Origin of the sequence: Paenibacillus sp. DMB20 (genome assembly GCF_000987955.1) — a bacterium.
Lineage (GTDB): Bacteria > Bacillota > Bacilli > Paenibacillales > Paenibacillaceae > Paenibacillus_AQ.
This window is the reverse complement of record NZ_LAZU01000058.1, coordinates 1-17,495: the sequence shown is the minus strand read 5'-3', so window position 1 is coordinate 17,495 and position 17,495 is coordinate 1. Positions and strand designations below refer to the sequence as shown.

The 17,495-nt window shown below is 54.0% G+C and carries 16 protein-coding genes; 8 read left to right on the top strand and 8 right to left on the bottom strand.

Annotated elements, in window-relative coordinates; all coding sequences use genetic code 11:
- Positions 1–892: 892 nt before the first annotated feature.
- From XI25_RS31730 to XI25_RS30865, 4 genes are all read right to left on the bottom strand, one after another.
- Entirely contained in the window at positions 893–3,985 is a 3,093-nt protein-coding gene (locus XI25_RS31730; protein WP_152669267.1) for a hypothetical protein, read from the bottom strand.
- Between the two features lie 362 nt (positions 3,986–4,347).
- Positions 4,348–4,794 carry a GreA/GreB family elongation factor gene (locus XI25_RS30870; protein WP_046681656.1) on the bottom strand — a complete coding sequence of 149 codons (447 nt, stop codon included), beginning with the start codon at positions 4,792–4,794 and terminating at the stop codon, positions 4,348–4,350.
- A gap of 248 nt (positions 4,795–5,042) precedes the next feature.
- Entirely contained in the window at positions 5,043–5,192 is a 150-nt protein-coding gene (locus tag XI25_RS33590; protein WP_160308975.1) for a hypothetical protein, read from the bottom strand.
- A 736-nt stretch (positions 5,193–5,928) separates the two neighbouring features.
- Complete coding sequence (locus XI25_RS30865) at positions 5,929–7,113, bottom strand: FAD:protein FMN transferase (protein ID WP_327204881.1); 1,185 nt, start codon at positions 7,111–7,113, stop codon at positions 5,929–5,931.
- 239 nt (positions 7,114–7,352) lie between these two features.
- Between XI25_RS30865 and XI25_RS30860 the strand changes: the two genes are divergently transcribed.
- Genes XI25_RS30860 through XI25_RS30840 form a run of 5 tightly spaced genes read left to right on the top strand, consistent with a single transcriptional unit; the run spans position 7,353 to position 10,911 of the window.
- Complete coding sequence (locus XI25_RS30860) at positions 7,353–7,751, top strand: NusG domain II-containing protein (RefSeq protein ID WP_046681655.1); 399 nt, start codon at positions 7,353–7,355, stop codon at positions 7,749–7,751.
- Positions 7,726–8,280 (top strand): Gx transporter family protein, encoded by a 555-nt coding sequence (locus XI25_RS30855; protein WP_046681654.1) that lies wholly within the window; start codon positions 7,726–7,728, stop codon positions 8,278–8,280. Before XI25_RS30860 ends, XI25_RS30855 begins: the two co-directional genes overlap by 26 nt.
- A gap of 59 nt (positions 8,281–8,339) precedes the next feature.
- Positions 8,340–9,230: an ATP-binding cassette domain-containing protein gene (locus XI25_RS30850; RefSeq protein WP_235440523.1), complete on the top strand. Its 891-nt coding sequence runs from the start codon at positions 8,340–8,342 to the stop codon at positions 9,228–9,230.
- The gene (locus XI25_RS30845) at positions 9,215–10,138 is read left to right on the top strand and encodes an energy-coupling factor transporter ATPase (RefSeq protein WP_046681653.1); all 924 of its coding nucleotides are present in this window, start codon (positions 9,215–9,217) and stop codon (positions 10,136–10,138) included. The genes XI25_RS30850 and XI25_RS30845 overlap by 16 nt, the downstream gene beginning before the upstream one ends.
- Positions 10,120–10,911, top strand: a complete 792-nt coding sequence (locus XI25_RS30840; protein WP_046681652.1) for an energy-coupling factor transporter transmembrane component T family protein — start codon at positions 10,120–10,122, stop codon at positions 10,909–10,911. Before XI25_RS30845 ends, XI25_RS30840 begins: the two co-directional genes overlap by 19 nt.
- Before the next feature lie 162 nt (positions 10,912–11,073).
- Here the strand turns inward: XI25_RS30840 and XI25_RS36630 are convergent, their stop codons facing one another.
- From XI25_RS36630 to XI25_RS36620, 4 genes are all read right to left on the bottom strand, one after another.
- A complete protein-coding gene (locus XI25_RS36630) occupies positions 11,074–12,714 on the bottom strand; it encodes a polyprenyl synthetase family protein (protein WP_327204880.1) in 1,641 nt (546 codons plus the stop codon).
- 165 nt (positions 12,715–12,879) lie between these two features.
- Entirely contained in the window at positions 12,880–14,754 is a 1,875-nt protein-coding gene (locus tag XI25_RS30830; protein WP_046681651.1) for an FAD-dependent oxidoreductase, read from the bottom strand.
- A gap of 92 nt (positions 14,755–14,846) precedes the next feature.
- The gene (locus tag XI25_RS36625; protein ID WP_327204879.1) at positions 14,847–15,191 is read right to left on the bottom strand and encodes a hypothetical protein; all 345 of its coding nucleotides are present in this window, start codon (positions 15,189–15,191) and stop codon (positions 14,847–14,849) included.
- A gap of 127 nt (positions 15,192–15,318) precedes the next feature.
- Positions 15,319–15,741, bottom strand: a complete 423-nt coding sequence (locus XI25_RS36620) for a hypothetical protein (RefSeq protein WP_327204878.1) — start codon at positions 15,739–15,741, stop codon at positions 15,319–15,321.
- A gap of 427 nt (positions 15,742–16,168) precedes the next feature.
- On the opposite strand from XI25_RS36620, the gene XI25_RS30820 reads away from it, so the two are divergent.
- From XI25_RS30820 to XI25_RS35630, 3 genes are all read left to right on the top strand, one after another.
- Positions 16,169–16,372, top strand: a complete 204-nt coding sequence (locus XI25_RS30820; protein ID WP_046681650.1) for a CsbD family protein — start codon at positions 16,169–16,171, stop codon at positions 16,370–16,372.
- Positions 16,373–16,506: 134 nt separating this feature from the next.
- Positions 16,507–16,788: a hypothetical protein gene (locus XI25_RS30815; RefSeq protein ID WP_046681649.1), complete on the top strand. Its 282-nt coding sequence runs from the start codon at positions 16,507–16,509 to the stop codon at positions 16,786–16,788.
- Between the two features lie 461 nt (positions 16,789–17,249).
- A partial coding sequence (locus XI25_RS35630; RefSeq protein ID WP_046681647.1) for a helix-turn-helix domain-containing protein occupies positions 17,250–17,495 on the top strand: 246 nt, incomplete at its 3' end.

The following is a 17,495-nucleotide window of genomic DNA, read 5'->3' as shown; positions in this document are numbered from 1 at the left end:
CCGTCTTCCAGCTTGGCGCCGGAAATGCTGCCGTCTTGAATCGTGACGGATGCCAGGGCCTCGGCCGTCAAATGCCGGCTATCGACGGAGCCTTCCGCCAGCTGATGGCCGGTCAGGGTACCGGCGGCAATTTTGGAGCCGGGAATGCTGTCCTCCGCGATTTTATCGCCGGTGATCGTTCCGTTTTGTACGAGGTCGCCGGTAATGGCTTCCGCTTCAATATGCTTGGGGCCGATGCTCCGCTCCTGCAAGTGATAGGGGAGGATGGCGCCTTCCGCGATATGCCGGGACTGAACCGCGCCTGCTTGCAGCTGATCGGGGCCGGTGCTTTCCGGCTGCAGATGAACGTTCGAGACGGATTGGTTCTGCAGGTGGTCGCCCGCAACGGATGAAGGTGCGATATGCCGGGCAGTTACGGCAGCTTCGTCGATATGGTTTGAGCTGACGGTTCCTTCAGACAAGTGCCGGCTTTCCACGGCACCGGTTTGAATATGGCCCGCTCCTACCGCATCCTGGATCAGATGCTCGGCACTGATAATATGCTGCCGCAAATGATCTTGAGTGATGCTATCGGGTGCGATATGTCTGTCTTGGACGGCGCCGGTCATCAGATGATCGGATTGAACGGACCCGATGCTGAGATGAACCGGCTGAATGATGCCATCCTGCAGATGTCCGGAGGAGACGGAGGCGGGCTGTATTTTATCCCCGCTGACCGCATTCTCCTGTATGGCATCTTGCGCAACGGAGAAGAAAGCGAGATGTCTCTCCGTAATCGTTCCGTCTTCCAGCTTGGCGCCGGAAATGCTGCCGTCTTGAATCGTGACGGATGCCAGGGCCTCGGCCGTCAAATGCCGGCTATCGACGGAGCCCTCCGCCAGATGAAGGCCGGTCAGGGTACCGGCTGTAATTTTGGAGCCGGGAACGCTGTCCTCCGCGATTTTATCGCCGGTGATCGTTCCGTTTTGTACGAGATCGCCGGTAATGGCTTCCGCTTCAATATGCTTGGGGCCGATGCTCCGCTCCTGCACATGATGGGGGAGGATGGCGCCTTCCGTGATATGCCGGGACTGAACCGTCCCCGGCTGCAGATGATCGGAGTTGGATGCTTTTCGGCTGCAGATGAGTATCCGTGACGGATCGGCCCTGCAGGTGGTCGCCCGTAACGGATGAAGCTGCGATATGCCGGGACTGAACCGCGCCGGGCTGCAGATGATCGGGTCCGGTGCTTTCCGGCTGCAGATGAACGTTCGAGACGGATTGGCTCTGCAGGTGGTCGCCCGCTGACGGATGAAGGTGCGATATGCCGGGAAGTCACGGCAGCTTCATTGATATGGCTTGAGCCGACGATTCCCTCGGATAAATGCCGGCTTTCCACGGCACCGGTTTGAATATGATCTACTCCTACCGCATCCCGAATCAGATGCTCGGCACCGATAATGTGCTGCTGCAAATGATCTTGAGTGATGCTTTCGGGTGCGATATGGCTGTCTTGGACGGCGCCGGTCATCAGATGGACGGATTGAACGGACTCGATGCCGAGATGAACCGGCTGGATGATGCCGTCCTGCAGATGTCCGGAGGAGATGGAGGCGGGCTGTATTTTATCCCCGCTGACCGCATTCTCCTGTATGGCATTCTGCGTTACGGAGAAGGAAGCGAGATGTTTCTCCGTAATCGAGCCTGACTGAAGTTTATGGCCGGGGAGGCTGCCGTCCGCGAAAAACTCGGCGGAACGCGTTTCCTCGGCAAGATGGCTGAGCGTGATCATGTTTTTCTTCAGATGGTATCCGTATATGGATTCCTGGCCTAAATGTCTTCCGGTCACGGACTCAAGTGCGAGGTGCTCGCCGTTTACGGCCTGGGCCGCAATTTTGTCGGCCGTAACCGATTCGGCTTGCAGGGCGTCTGACGAAACCGATTCGACGGATAAATGAATGCTTTGAATGGCGCCGTCGGCTATTTTGGAGGAACTGATGCTGCCTTCGGCCAACTTGGCGGAGGTAACGGCAAGGTCGGTCAGTTTGTCTGTCGTCACGCTTTCCGGCGAAAGCTTGAGCGATGTGACCGCATGGTCGGCGAGATGGTAGGGATATACCGCAGCCGGTGCGATCAAGGCATCCGTGATGACGCCGGGAGCAAGCTTTTCCGACGTTACCGAACCGTCTGTAATCGCCGCAGAAGGGATGCTGCTTGCGGCGTAGTGACGGGTAGTGACGGCTCCGGGAGCCAGATGGCCTTCTTGGATGGAGCCGTTCTGCAGCGCCGACGAGCCGACGCTCCCTTCGCTAAGATGGACCTGCCTTACGCTCCCATGGGTCAGATGCGTAGAGCCGATGCTGGCCGGTGCGATTGCCGGACCGCCAACGGCCCCGGGAGCCAGTTTGCTGCTGGTTACGCTTTCGGGAGCCAGTTTGCTGGTCGTCACCGATTCGTCTTGAAGATGGGAGGATACGACCGATTCATCGGCCAGATGGCGAGCTCGTACCGAGGCGGGCGCAATTGAAGTTTCGCTGACCGCGTTATGGCTAAAATGGCAGGACTGCAGGCTTCCATCCCCAATGTGTTGGGACTGAACGGCTCCTTGGGCGAGGTGAGCGGATTGCACCGCTCCGGAGGCGATTTGGGCCGCATCCACGGAACCTTTGCCCAGATGGCGTGTGTGTACCGCTCCATCCGAAATCTTGCCGGGAAGGATGCTCTGGTCGGCAATTTTCGAAGCGGTCACGGACTGTTCCACCAATTTGGACGTACTGACCGATTGATCTGCGAGTTTGGAGCTTGTGACGCATGCCTCGCTCAGATGGCGGGAGTGAATTTCACCGCTTCCGATTTGCTCTTTGCCGATGGAGCCCGACTGGATTTGCTCCGGCCCGATTGTGCTTTGTGCAAGATGCTCCGCCGTAAGGGATTTGCTGCGGATATGCTTCGCGCCGACCGACCCGGCCTCGAGTTGGTCCGCTCCGATGCTTCCAGGTTCAATATGGCTCCGGCTGACGGCCCCGGGTACCAGATGGGCCCCGGATATGCTCTCCGGTTGCAGATGAATGCCGCTGATGGCGCCGGGCTCAATCTTGCTGCCGGTCACGGCGCCGGCTCGGAGCTTGGAGGTTGTGACCGATTCGTCGGCCAGCTTGGAGGTGTGCACCGCTTCATTGACCAGATGCCGGGGTTCAATGCTGCTTGGGGCGATTTTGCTGGAGGACACCGCTTCGTCATCAAGAATATCGCCCGGTATGCTCAGAGAGCTGAGGTGGCGGGGCAAGACAGCGGCGTCGGCAAGTTTATCCGAAGTTACGGCATGATCGGCAAGCTTTTCGCCCGTGATGCTTCCCGCTCGAATTTTGTCCCCTCCGATGGCCCCATCGAGAATGTTCCGCCCTGATACAGAGCCGCCGGCCAAATGCTCGGCCGTTACGGAGGATATCGCCAGTTTGCTGGAGGTGATGCTTCCCTCTGCGATATGGATGCCGGTGACGGCATAATCTTGAAGCTTGTCACTGCTGACGGAGCCTGGCGCAAGCTTGGAGCTGGTAACGGCCCGGGAGGCGATCCGGCTTTCCGTAATGGCGGATTCGCATATATCTTCCGTATAAATAAAGGGCCCTTTATGGCCTGGCATTTGCTTTTCGGTCAGCAGATCTTCCCGTTCCGAAGCATTTGAAATGTTGAATACTTCTTCACTCTCTTCCAGAGGAATCGGAGTCGGCTGCTGATTATCGGCTTCGGTGGACGTCTCTTTGTTATCATGGATTTCTGACTCCGCGGGGAACGGTTCAGCGGCTTCCGTAAGCAGCTCGGAAGCCGTTTCTTCCGGAGCCGCTGCCGGCGCAGATGAAAGTACCCGGGCCTCCCTTTCCTCTGCGCGGCTTCGTTCCTCGTTACCTGCCAGCAGGTCGAGCTCTCTCATGTTGGGATCCACTACATAGCGGTGCTGGTTTAGATTGGCCTGTTTGCCTGATGTGTGCTTCCCTCGTTTTTTCAAGACTGCACGCTCCTTCCGAAAAAATAATCCGTCTTCGGCATCATATGCACCGATTTGGGCGTCTGTCACATCATCGCTCAAGAAAAAACGGAACTTTTCCCCGCTGAATGGATCCTTTTTGGGGAACGCTCGAAGGGATGTCTTTCCGGGCACCAAAAAGGCTGCCCTCGAGGTGAAATCATGAAACACCTCGAAAGCAGCCTTCGCCCCATCCTGTACGGAGTATAAGCGGCAACGACTCATCGCTTTTTTTAAGAGATAAGAAAGTATAAACTACAGAGGTTTGCCATCCTTATCTCGCAAGAAAAACTTCCGCTAAATGCGGTCTGTCTTCTGAAAAAGTACGTCGATAGACGTTTATCTTATCGATTGTATAACACGTCCGTAATCGTCACATTCGTGATTTGTCCCGGGGTAACGATGGTGACCTGGCTGCCCTTCACCGCCATAAGCAGCTGTGAGCCAAGCGGTGATATGAAGGATATGCAATCGTTGTCGGGATCGGAATCCTCGGGGAAGCAGAGCGTGTAAGACTCGCGTTGGCCGTCGTCGTATAAAACGGTAACGGTGCTTCCGATGAAAGCAAAATCCGGACAGATCCTATCCCCGGAGCCGGAGTTTTGCTGGAGGAAGTTTTCCAGCTTGAACATATACCGCTCAATAAAAGCCTTGGTATTCCGGCGCTCCCGGGCGATGCGGACATCGTCGCTGGCGGGCAGATACCGGTCCAGAAACAGTGTCAGCTGCTCGTCAAAAAAAGAAAGCTGGGAAACGAGCGTTTCCCTTATATTGGTTTGCTGCAAATTCATGTTTTATTTCTCCCTCTCATTATCGTGATCTGCTGCCTGATCATCGGTAACCCCTCCAGTGAGGGGAAGGGAGGAGAAAAGCGGCATCACGTCCCCGGATGACGTTATCCGCCCATATGGTGCAGGCATGCCGTCCAGCCGACCAAGCGCAGCTACGGTTCATCGTAGATCGAACTGCAGCCTAAGTTCATTAGGGCATAGCGTCTGTTCCATTTCATGGAAATCCTCCTTGGTCTCAAACCTTCCGTTTATTTCAGCGTTCCGAACATAGCGGCGAGAATGAACTCAACGATAATGAATACGAGAATTGCGGCCGAAATGCAGGAAACGGCGAAAATAAAAAATGCCGGTGCGGTCTTTTTGTTTTTTTTTCCTCGATTGGAATTTGGAGTTTTCACGAAGGTCCCCTCCATTTCCGTTAGTTGCTGTAATGAATATCGACAGAGTTGTACACCGATGGCCTCAACCCCCTATGGGCAGCTTGTTCGCCGAGGTTACATTTAATGTAAAAATACTGCGTATAAACAGGAAGGCATCCCGTTTGAGATTCAAACGAAATGCCCTCTGCTTACTGCCCGATCTTTGCCTCCATTATGCCATAAAAGACAGGTACAGGACAACATAAATGGTACGATATGTATTTAAAAGGGGCAGCCGTTCCCTAACTTCATCCCCCAGTTCCGTTTCTGAAAATCGGTTTATGGAAAACGGCAACCATAAAGTGATGGCATTCAAGCAGCGCTTCAGTCCGTTCAAATAGACGTACCCGGCAGATAAACCTGCCGGGTACTTTGCGGGCGTTCTATGAACGCCGATATGATTTAACCCCTGACGGCCGAAATGGCTGCACAGTCGGTTCCTTTTGTTGAAGTCCAGAGGATCATTACTTCCAAAACAACAAAAGCCCTGCCTCTCTTTTGTCCTTGCGGCTCCGATGACCGCTCCAGTGTGAATCAGAAAAACAAACGTTCCTTAAACTCTTACTTTTGGGTCAGAAAATAGGAATTTACAACTTCATCTTGGATGATCTTGCTAGTTAAGCGAGGAACTTTCGGGGTTAAACTTCTTGTAACAATTAAAAATTATAGCACATACAATTACCGAAAGCAAATTGAAGTCCAATCAGGGGACGGCTTAAGCCTCACGACACCTGATGGTACGCTGCGCGCCGGCTGAAAAAGGCAACAGGACATGTCCTCCGGCGAAGAGGCATGTCCTGCCGGTTAATTTTCGATGAGGGTGTAGCCATCGTTGGTCATGTCGAGAACGTCGGCCATGCCGGGAGTAATGTACACTTTTTTTATCCTTTGTAATGAACAGCGCCTCCACATGGTCCAGTTCCTCCGCGAAGGCAAGCCCTTTCTCCAGACCCATCGAGAAGAGGGAGGTGGAGAGAGCATCGGCGTCGATGGAGCGCTCTGTCAGGATCGTGACGCTGCTCAAGTTGTTATCGACCGGATAACCGGTGTCGGAGTCGAGAATGTGGTGATAGGCTTTTCCGTCCTGCTCGAAAAAACGTTCATACACGCCGGAGGTAACGATCGTTTGATCTTCCACCTTCAGGTTGCCGATCGGATTGCCCCGGGCCATATCGGGATCCTGGATGCCGATCGTCCACTTATGGCCGCCCGGCTTTTGGCCGAGGGCCAGCACATTACCGCCGAGGTCAATAATGGCGCTGTGAAAACCGTTATCCGTTAAATACCCGGCGATAACGTCCGCGGAGTACCCTTTGGCGATGCCTCCAAGATCGAGGATCATGCCTTTTTTCTTCAAATATACCTCACGGGTATCCGGCTTGAGCTCGATATGGCGGTAGTCGCAAAGCGGCAGACGTTCTTCAATTTCGGAGGGCTTTGGCACATGAGCATCTTCGCTGCCGATGTTCCACAGAGTTACGAGAGGGCCGATCGCCACATTAAAGCGGCCTTTTGTCAATTTCGAATAGTCATAAGCCTTTTGAATGACTTCGAAGGTTTGCTTAGACACCTGTACGGGCTTGACTCCCGCATTGTCATTGATCCTATCCAGCTCGCTTTGATTGTTGGTTCGGCTCATTTCGGCGTCGATCGTTTTCAGCAGCTTTTCAATGTCATCAAAATGTCTGTCCGTGATTCTGCCGTCATATACTTTTACCTGCACGATCGTATCGAATATATAGTAGGACTTTTTAACCGGTTCGACAGACTTCGCGTCCTGAGCGGGGGCTGTTTTATCCGTGCCCGGGCCGGATGGTGCCTGTCCCGTATTTGAACATCCGCCGAGAAGGAGCAGGGCGGAGAGAAGCAGGAGAAGCGGTGAAAGCTTGCTTTTGTTCATGGGGATTCCTCATTTCCACCAGATTTCGCCCTAAATTATAGCAGAGGCCCCGGCGGGGATATGTGAGGCTTTTCATAATTTAATTAAATTTTTGAGTAAAATTTTGGATTTCGTGATGATTTTGTGAAAGTATTCTCAAATAGGTCGAAATACGTATTTCCTTCATTGAAGGATCGATGGGGAGTGAGTATAATGAGGACGTCTAAGATTTAGATAATCAAAAAATAAGGAAGATGCTTATGAAACGCGGAGATCTGGTGCTGATCTCGGTTCTGCTGGCAGCCGCCCTCATATTTCTCGTTCCGCGATGGCTTGGCGGCAATGGAAGTGAAGAAAATCACAATAATCCCCTGATTGCGACCATTACGGTGGATGGCCGGCCGTTCAAGCAGGTGGAATTGACCAAGGAAGAACAGGTCATCGAAATACGGACCGACCACGGAACCAATATTCTCAAAGTACATGATTACGGCATTGAAATGATTGAGGCCGACTGTCCGGACGAAGTCTGCCTGTCCTTCGGCTTCGTAAATCAAAAAAATCAAAGCATCGTCTGTCTGCCGCACAAAGTGCTGGTTGAGGTGGACGGAGGTCCAGAGGGAGGGGAAACGGATGAAGTCGACGCCGTTGTCAACTAACGAATCCGCACAGCTGCTGAAGAAAACCGTCATTATTGCTATTTTTGCGGCCGTCGCGGTCGTGCTCAGCATCGTGGAATCCCTTATTCCCGTCAACCTTTCGGTACCGGGAGCAAAGCTGGGGCTTGCCAACATCATGGTGCTGACCTGTTTGTATTTTTTGCGGGGCAGGGACGCGTTTACCTTGATTATTCTTAAAACGCTGCTGACGGCGATGATATTCGGAACCTTCTCCAGCTTTCTGTTCAGCCTGTTCGGCGCGCTGTTCAGCTTTGTGGTGATGTACGGCTTGCTAAAAGTCAGCGGAAAACGGCTCAGCCTGATCGGAATCAGCATTGCCGGGGGAGTAGCGCATAATATCGGCCAGCTGACGGCGGCCTGCATCATTTTTAAAACCACCTCCATATTCTATTATTTGCCGGCGCTGCTGCTGACCGGTATCGTGACCGGCATCCTGATCGGCATCGCGGTAAGGTATCTGGTGCCCTCGCTCTCCAGGCTCTCGTTGTTTGCGGGGGTGTCCGGCTGAATACGGAATGAACTTTTGAGAAGCGACTTTTTGAACTCACATGGATAGGGGGGCCTTTGATGGATAGGAATGGACTCGGTCGCCGGAAGGGCACGGCGGAAGTAATGGATGCCCCGGGTATCGTGGACTCACAGACGGCACTCGTTCTCCGTGATGTCAGCTTTTCATATACAAGGGAACAAGAGAACATCCGCTCCGTCAGCTTCAGCGTCCCCAAGGGTCAATGGGTGAGCATTGCGGGGAGCAACGGAAGCGGCAAATCGACGCTGGCAAGGCTCTTTAACGGGCTGCTGATGCCCGGCGGGGGATCCGTAGTGACGGCAGGCCTCGAGCTTGCGCCTCCGAATCTGGCGGCCATTCGCCGCAGCGTGGGAATGGTATTCCAGAATCCGGACAACCAGTTTGTCGGCAGCACCGTAGAAGAGGATATGGCATTTGGCCTGGAAGGCCTGTGCATGAGCCGGGAGGAAATGCGGGAGAAAATCGATCGTTACGCCGGGAAGCTCGGAATTCAACCCCTGTTGAACCGGCATCCTTCCGAGCTTTCGGGAGGGCAGAAGCAGCGGGTGGCGCTGGCTTCCGTGCTCGCGATGGAACCGGAGATTCTGGTGCTGGATGAAGCCTCCTCCATGCTGGATGAGGGAGCACGGGTTGAATTGACCGCAATCCTCCGGAATATGCACCGGGAAGGCCGCTATACGATGTTGTCGATTACGCACGATGCGGAAGAGATACTGGCCTCGGAGCGCGTTTTGGCCCTGCGGGACGGGAATATTATAGCGGATCTCCCGCCGAAAGAGCTGTTTGCCGATGAGGAACTGCTGTCCCTTTGCTGCCTGGAGGCTCCGTTTGGACTGCGGCTTGCGCAGGAGCTGAGACGGCAAGGGGTGCCTGCGGATATATCGGGAGGACCCGGGGACCTGGAGGAATTTTTATGGTCATTCAGATAGAGAAAGCATGCTTTGACTACAGCGCCGGAAGTCCCTGGGCCCGAACCGCGCTTCAGGGTATAGACCTGGATATAGCCAAGGGACAGTTTATCGGCATTGCCGGTACGACCGGTTCGGGCAAATCCACGCTCCTCCAGCTGTTGAACGGAATCATCAAGCCGACATCGGGATGCGTGTCCGTGCTGGATATGACGATCCGGGCAGGAGAGAAGGCGCCCAAGCTTCGGGAGCTCCGCCGCAGGGTAGGTCTCGTATTTCAGTTTCCGGAGCAGCAAATGTTTGAAGAAACGGTGGAAAAGGACATTTGCTTTGGACCGATGAACTTTGGCGTAAACGGCGAGGAGGCCAAGCGTCGTGCACGGGAAGCATTTGATATCATGGGCCTGGACCGGGGACTGCTGCAGCGGAGCCCCTTTCAGCTGAGCGGAGGACAATTGCGGAAAGCGGCTATCGCATCGGTGCTCGCCATGGAGCCGGACATCCTTGTGCTTGATGAGCCGACCGCTACGCTGGATCCCGCCAGCCGAAGGGAATTGATCCGTCTGCTCGGACGCCTGTGCCGCGAGCAGGGCAAAACGGTGATTATGGTTACCCATCGCATGGATGAGCTGCTGGATACCGCCGACCGCTGGGTCATCATGCATGAAGGCAGCTGCGTCTATGACGGTACGGCTCGAGAGCTTTCGGGAAAGCTGGGGGTGCTGGAAGGCTGCGGGATGGCGATTCCACAGCCCCTGCGCTGCTGGAGCATTCTGGCGGAGCGTTTCGGCCTGCAGGAGGAGGAGCCGTGCTATACGGCGGAAAGTCTGGCCCGAAGGATGGCCGGGCTGCGGAAACTTTCGGAGCGAACTCATCCGGACGAGAAAAGGGAGCAAAGAGGGGGAGGATTATGCGCGAAAAGCTGCTGATCGGACGAAGCATCGATACCGGTTCATGGATCCACGGCCTGGATCCGCGGGCGAAGCTGACGGCCATGCTGCTGTATGTGGTCGTGATTGTCCTGGTGTCGTCATGGACGGCCATGGCGCTGACCCTTCTCTTTTCCATACTGGTCATGGGCTCCACCCGGATCCCGTTCCGTTATTATTTCAAAGCGATGAAGCCGCTGCGTTTTCTGATGGTTTTTATTTTTATCGTTCAGCTGTTTACGGTTCAAAGCGGCAAAGCCTGGCTCTCGCTCGGCACGTTTACCCTCTATGCGGGCGGCGTCGAAGAGGGCCTGTACAGCGTGCTTCGCATGGCTTTATTGATATCCTTTACGGCGATTCTTACGTTTACGACGACCCCGGGCAAGCTGAATCAGGGCCTGGAGGGCGTCCTCAAGCCTTTGAAAAGAATAGGGATGCATCCGGAGCGGCTCAGCCTGATGATCGGCATTGCGCTCCGTTTTATTCCGACGATTCTGGATGAAACCCATAAGATTTTGAAGGCGCAAGCTTCCCGGGGGGCCGATCTGAAGGAGCTGCCCTGGAAAGACAAGGCCAAAATGCTCGTGTCCCTGCTCGTTCCCGTAACCGTCGGCGCATTCCGACGGGCGGAAGATCTCATACAGTCGATGGAGTCGCGAGGATTTGTGATTAACGAACCTCGCACCAGTCTCCATGTGCTGGTCTGGACCGGCCGGGATACCGCATTCCTGCTGTTATTCGTCCTGCTTGGCATGGCCGTGGCGGTGGTTTAATCGACGGGTGTGAATGCGATTGCGGGGAAGGGTCCTTCAGAATCTACGGCTATAGTTTGAACTCCAACGGACATACAGGGCGCTTACATCGAATTCATCCCCGGTTTGGCCGCTTAACGGACATAGGATCCATTAGCGGCCCCGAATGGCAGAGTTTCTTGCTTAATTGCTTCTGTAACGGAACCCATGTCCGTTAGTATTTGATAACCGTGGCAAACGAGAATCAAAAAGGTCAAAGATTGGGAGCAAGTTTAGCTCCAGTCCTTGACCTTTTTTGCTCGAAAAAAAGGGAGCGGTCCCGCGAGCCTCGTTTTTGGCTTTCAACATGATGGAAACGGATGTGAGGAGAGGCAAAGCGCAAATGGCTAGGCGGCCGAAAAAATACTCAAGCAGCGTGTTCAGATCCTTGTGGGCGGGGAAGCCGCCCAACTGGACGATAATCGCCTCGGCCCGTTCGAGATAGGAACGGCTGAAAGTTTCGGCCTGTTCCAAGGCCCCGCTCTGGCGGATGGCTTCCAGCACCCGGTCCACCTCGGCATCCGGCGAATCCGGACCGATCGACCGGATGGCAGGGGAGAGAGCGGGGTCCTTTAGGGCAAAGAACACGGGCAGGGTGACCTGGCCGTGACGGAGGTCGCTGCCGGCAGGCTTGCCGAGCGTCTTTTCATCTTCCGTGAAATCCAGCAGATCATCACGGATCTGAAAGTACATCCCCAGGCATTCCCCGAATTCATAAAGCAATTCGGCCGATTGCGGATCGCATCCTGAAGACAAGGCGCCCGTACGAAGGCAGGTGGCCATCAGCAGGGCGGTTTTGTTTCGTGATTTCTCCAGGTACTCCTCCAGTGTCTGGTCATAGTCGAAGGCATGGGCCATTTGCTGATATTCCCCGAGGCAGAGCTGCGTCGTTGCAATAGATGACAGGTCATGCACGTACCGCTCCTGATCGGCCGCGTATTGGGACAGCAGCTCCACGATCCGGAGCGACATGTAACTTCCGATATGAACCGCTTCGCTGACGCCGGTCTTCAAATGCATGGCCGGCTGTCCCCGGCGCAGGTCCGACCGGTCGATCACATCGTCGTGGACAAGCGAGGCCGCGTGGATGAATTCCGCCGCGGCCGCCAGCTGCCATTGCTTTCGTTCAGTCGGCTTCGGCCCGAACCGGGCGCCGACCATCACCATCAGCGGCCGCAGCCTTTTGCCGCCGGAACGGATCAGCTCCAGCACGCTTTTGGCTACGACCGAAGAGCGGGGGAGGTCGGGGTCAAACTTGACGATATTCTCGATTTCCCGATTGATCCGGCGAATGTCGAGGTTTAAGGCTTCATGCAATTTCATCCGGATTCCCTCCCCTATATCGCTTTCACGGTCTGTTTTTTGTTTGTATTCGCCGCATAAAAATGTCTCGAAGTGAACCGTCAGATCCTCGTCGATACCCCGCCCTTCCGCAAAGGCGATCTGCTGCCGTTTAAGGACGGGAGCAAGGTGGGAGACCAGACCGGTTTCCCGGTATTTCACGGCCATCTGCAGATACAGGCTGTACAAATAATCGCCGTCCAGAATGCGGCGGGTCAGATCCGGATCTTGAAAAGAGCAGTCGCGGTGACGTTCCCGGGCCATATGGAGCAGCGCAAAGAGTGCAAGCAGCACGGTTTCCCGCCGGGGCGCAAGCTGATGAGGTTCCAGCACGGAAGCCAGCCGGTTCAGGTCATGGTATGGAACATCCAGGACGATCCCGGCAATCGGTGACCATTCTTCATGCAGTAAACGGAAGGTATCGTTCATCAGTCGAGTTTTCATTAAGCCCACCCCTTAGAGACATTATGCGGACATTCGTTGCCCCGCTTGTATTTAACCGTCAAGAGCCCCGCGCTAAGAAGGCGCGCGGCTCTTGACCGGTTGACATTCTGTATTTTGTGAAAACGACCACGTCCTTGGAGAAGGACGATGGAGTCGTTCCATTTGTTAATCCGTGTACAGGTACCATCGTTTGACGAACGGAACCCTTTTCCAATGCTTTTTCAGCCAAGGAAGCACATAGTAGTCCAGGCCGAGCGTGCTGCCCGATCCGCCGATGGTGGCGATCGCAGCCGTGATATACCAGAGCATTTCGTAAGGCGCCATGCCCGATGTCCAAATCATGATACCCATGGCAATGGTGCCGATGGAAGCGACTGCCGTGAACAAACCGGCAATAAGCATCAGGCCGAATATGATTTCAGCCGCTACCATACCTACCTGGAATACGGAAGCGAGGCCGGTATATCCGCCGTCGGAAGTATAGAAGAACATATCCATGAATCCGCTGACCATGCTGCTGATGAATCCCGGCACAGGAAGCGCCTCGACCGCGGTCTTGGCGGTTTCTACCGCGGAAGCGGCCGTCTGCGCGTCCACCGTCTGCACCACTTCGCTCACCGCCTGCGTGGCTGCCGTGGTGGCGTCAGCCGTTGGAGCCGGAGGTATGAGGAAGATCCGGTTGGGGTCGTCTATGACTTTTTGCAGCTTTTCCCAGCCCTCGGACAGCCACATGAAGCCGAGATAGATCCGCAGCGGGAACAGCCAGAAATTAGGCGAACGTTTCGAGAAGTGGCCTCCAAGGAAGCTTCTGCGGTTGTTCACGTGGAAGAACTCGTGCATCATGTAAGTCCAAACTTTATTGAAGCCGGCTACCGTAAACAAGTAGAACATATTCATGAAGTGCTTGGCGGCCATTGCGAAAAAGCCGGACATCTTAAACAACTTATTCGGCAATCCCACATTGGCTACGCCGTACCGGCTGCCGATGCATACCATGGTGCCGTGGAACGCCGGCTTGTAGGATTTTTTCGGTCCTCCGGTAATCTCGGCATGCAGGTTGTGCGCGGCTACGGCCGCGGCTTGCTCGGCATTTTCGACCATTTGCGGCACCGGACGGGTCTCCCCTTCGGGAATGAAGAAGATGTTGTCCCCAATGACGTACACATTTTCATGATCCACGCTTTGGAGTTTGTCGTTCGTCACGATCCGTTTCCGGCCCTGCTGCTGCACATCCAGGGAACCGACGAGATCGGAGCCTTCGACGCCGGCCGTCCAAACGATCGTGCTGGCTATAATCTCGTTGCCCTCTCCCAGGATGACACGGTCCTTGCCTACGCCGGTTATCTTGGCTCCGGTTATGATCTCGACACCGACCTTGCGAAGATATTTCTCGGACTTGGCAATCAGCTTATCCGGCAGGATCGGCAGGATTTTGGGGGCCATATCCGCGACGACCAGTCGCACCTCCGATTTATCGATGTAAAACTCCTTGCACAGCTCGTCGCGGAATTCCGCCATTTCGCCGACAAGCTCAACACCGGTAAAGCCCGCACCGACAACCACGAAGGAGAGCTTCGACTTGCGAACCGCGGGATCGTGTTCCTTGGCAGCCTCGCGGAAGCTGTGCCGAATCTGCTCTTTGAGGCGAACGGCGTCCTCGAAGGACCAGAGCGTAAACGCGTTCTCCTCCGCTCCCGGAATGCCGAAGAAGGTTGGCTTGCAGCCCGTGCCGATGACGAGATAGTCGTATTCGTAGACCGCATTTTCGGAAACGAGCTTTTGGCCTTCGAAATCGATGTTGTTGATCTCGTCCAGCACGACATTGACCTTTAGGCCGGCAAATATTTTTTTCAGATCGATTTTGACGGAGTCTTCCGGTGTCCGGTTGGCCGCTTCGTGGAGCTCGGTCAGAAGAGTATGATATGGATTGCGGTCGATCAACGTGATCTCGACGTCATTGTTTTTCTTGAACTTTTTAGCCAGCCCTTTGGCTGCATGAACGCCGCCGTAGCCGCCCCCGAGCAGAACGATTTTTTTCATGAAGCTCACCTCTGTCTCTTTGTGCTGCAAAAGCAGAAGCGGGAGAGAACTCCCGTCCTTCTGCTGCAGTATTTTTCGAAATATAAGGAAGTTTATTTGGCTCCTTCAAGCGCTTTTTCGGCCAGTTGGAAGTATTCCTGGATGCCGATGGATACGCCGGAGATGGCGTCGGTTTTGCCTTCATCGTTAAAGCTGAGGCTGCCGACTCCTTGGTTCTCTAAGAAGTACTGTTGAGCCTTTTCGATTTGCTCGTGCCATTCGGCTTGGGCTCCGCCTTTTTCTTTCATGCCGTATTTGCCGTCTTTGGAGAAGACCTGCTTGTCGTCGCCGTTATCGTTTACGCCGCTGAAGTAGGCGGCGATGACTTTCCCGTTGGCAACCGTCAGGTCAACGGTTGATTTCCAGCCGCTTTTCGCGTCTTTTTTCGCCTTCGGCATGGTAGCCCCCGTCTTTTATAAGGACCGGCTTCAACGGGTCCAGCCTGCAGTGCTTTCTGTGCAATCGCCACAAAGTCGCCTACATGGATGGATACGCCGGAGACGGCGTCGGTTTTGCCTTCGTTGTTTACGGTGATGGCTGCCGGATCCTGTTTCTCAACCAGGAATTGCTCCGCTTTGGCAGCTTGCTCGTGCCATTCGGCCTGAGCTCCGCCTTTTTTCTTTCATGCCGTATTGACCGGATTCGGACATGGTTTTTTTTGTCCGGGCCCGCTTTAATGTTGGAACCGTTCCATACCACGTCTTTGATTTTTCCGCCCTCAACGTGAAGGGTAACGTTGTCCTGCCAGCCGGATTCGGGGTTCATTTCGCCCTGGGCGAAGTAAGTGCCGTCGGCATATTTGGCGTCGGTCGCCGGTGTTTCCGCAGCAGGCTGTTCAGCAGCAGGCGTTTCCGTTTTGGCAGGCTCCTCGGCTTTGTCTCCGCAGCCTGCAAGCAAACCTCCGAGAACAAGGGTGCCTGTCAAAATGATGGACAATTTCTTTTTCATACAGATGACCTCCACTTTTTCGTTCAAAATTTTGTGAAAATTATGGTATTAAAATGTTGAAACATTTTAACAACGGGGGGTATTGTCGGAATGCGGCGTCGGCTGATTCTCCACTCCTTCATTCCAAGCGTTGTTTATGCGGCTTTTTACCCGGTAAAAGCATTGAACCGTGAGTCGTTAAGACTACCGTTCGATGGAATCTTAGCATATGCTGGAAGACTTTAATGTGAAAATAATCACTTATTATTTAAATCTTGATTTTTTATATAAAATTTTATCTTCAGTGCGGCGTTTTCGGATTGCAAATGGGGTTGATTTTATTCCTTACGGGGATTCAGAAGGGGGGGCTCCCGGGTAAACGGAATATAGAAGCAACTATGCTGGATCGCTTTTTTTTTACCAATATATACAGGAGGAGTGAAGACGAATGGACAGCAACGTATTTAAAGGAAAGTGGAACCAATTGAAGGGTGAGGCCAAAAAGCAGTGGGGCAAATTGACCGACGATGATCTGGATGTCGTTGCCGGAGAAAAGGACAAGCTGGTGGGCAAGCTGCAGGAGCGCTATGGCCACAGCAAAGATGCCGCCGAGCGCGAATATAACGACTGGAGCTCCCGTTTTCGGGAATAGGAACCGAGGATAGGCAAAAGGCCGGCGGATCTCGGGGGTCGGCAGGCTTTTCACGAAGAGTGGCGGCGAAGGGCTGCGGTCGCTCCGTCAGGATGCTCCGGACCCAATTCATGCAGAGGAGAGGCGGATGAATCATGTATAACACCAAGGTTGTTACCGGCAAAATCATCGAAATTCGCGATGACCATGTGGTGACCCTCCACGGGGACACGGTCAGCACCTATCACATGAGGTATTACATGATGAACGAAGAACCCCTCCCTTTAACGGAAACGGAGGATACCCGGGTCAATGCCAAAACGGGAGCTGCGGCAACCCTCGCCGCGGAGGCGGAAGGCTCCGGAACGTACCGCAAAGACTGGAAGCCCTTTGCATCTTGGCTGTCGTCCTGGAGAAAAAGTGCGCGCCGCGCCTGATGCCAAAACGAAGAAGGGGGCGTCCCCAAGGTCCATTGACCCGGGACGCTCCTCGTTTTGTCAAGAGAGAGTGACCTGTAATCATAAAACGGCCAATGATGACACAGGTTCCGCTATGGGCCCGGAAACGCGGATTTTACAGGTTAAAGTGACGCAGGTTCCGCTATTCGGCCTCAATAGATGTTTATGGGCAGCGAAACGGCTAAATAGCGGAACGGTTGCCAGTAAACAAGCTCAAATCGCCCAAAAAGCAGAAATTAACGGAACCAGTGTCAACGAATGAGTACCAATCTGCTTAAGTGGACAAGCATGAATCCAAAAAAGAAAAGGGGACGGTCCCGCAGTAGAAAAATCTGCTTTGGGACATCCCCTTTTCTAAATATAAGCCAAGCATAGTGATCCAACTTGAACTGCACCCCAATTGTTGGACACACGCTAACAATTGGAGGTGCAGTTTTTTTGTGACTAAATTTACAAAGGATAGTAAACTGGCGATTATTCACGCGTATGACCCTACGCTTCTCTCACAGAGGGAATACGCAAATCAAATGGGCGTTACCAACTCTCAGTTTCAATATTGGTTGAAGCTCTACGAGATCCATGGTGAGTCTGCCTTTGCCAATGGCTATACAAATTATCCGACAAGCTTTAAACTGGACGTACTCAATCATATGGCTCAATTCAACGCTTCCCTCATGGATACCGCA

Excerpts from the sequence above, each read along its gene's own strand:
- XI25_RS30870 (WP_046681656.1), bottom strand. The coding sequence starts at position 4,794 with ATGAATTTGCAGCAAACCAATATAAGGGAAACGCTCGTTTCCCAGCTT.
- XI25_RS30865 (WP_327204881.1), bottom strand. The coding sequence starts at position 7,113 with ATGAACAAAAGCAAGCTTTCACCGCTTCTCCTGCTTCTCTCCGCCCTG.
- XI25_RS30860 (WP_046681655.1), top strand. The coding sequence starts at position 7,353 with ATGAAACGCGGAGATCTGGTGCTGATCTCGGTTCTGCTGGCAGCCGCC.
- XI25_RS30855 (WP_046681654.1), top strand. The coding sequence starts at position 7,726 with ATGAAGTCGACGCCGTTGTCAACTAACGAATCCGCACAGCTGCTGAAG.
- XI25_RS30850 (WP_235440523.1), top strand. The coding sequence starts at position 8,340 with ATGGATAGGAATGGACTCGGTCGCCGGAAGGGCACGGCGGAAGTAATG.
- XI25_RS30845 (WP_046681653.1), top strand. The coding sequence starts at position 9,215 with ATGGTCATTCAGATAGAGAAAGCATGCTTTGACTACAGCGCCGGAAGT.
- XI25_RS30840 (WP_046681652.1), top strand. The coding sequence starts at position 10,120 with ATGCGCGAAAAGCTGCTGATCGGACGAAGCATCGATACCGGTTCATGG.
- XI25_RS36630 (WP_327204880.1), bottom strand. The coding sequence starts at position 12,714 with ATGAAAACTCGACTGATGAACGATACCTTCCGTTTACTGCATGAAGAA.
- XI25_RS30830 (WP_046681651.1), bottom strand. The coding sequence starts at position 14,754 with ATGAAAAAAATCGTTCTGCTCGGGGGCGGCTACGGCGGCGTTCATGCA.
- XI25_RS36625 (WP_327204879.1), bottom strand. The coding sequence starts at position 15,191 with ATGCCGAAGGCGAAAAAAGACGCGAAAAGCGGCTGGAAATCAACCGTT.
- XI25_RS36620 (WP_327204878.1), bottom strand. The coding sequence starts at position 15,741 with ATGAAAAAGAAATTGTCCATCATTTTGACAGGCACCCTTGTTCTCGGA.
- XI25_RS30820 (WP_046681650.1), top strand. The coding sequence starts at position 16,169 with ATGGACAGCAACGTATTTAAAGGAAAGTGGAACCAATTGAAGGGTGAG.
- XI25_RS30815 (WP_046681649.1), top strand. The coding sequence starts at position 16,507 with ATGTATAACACCAAGGTTGTTACCGGCAAAATCATCGAAATTCGCGAT.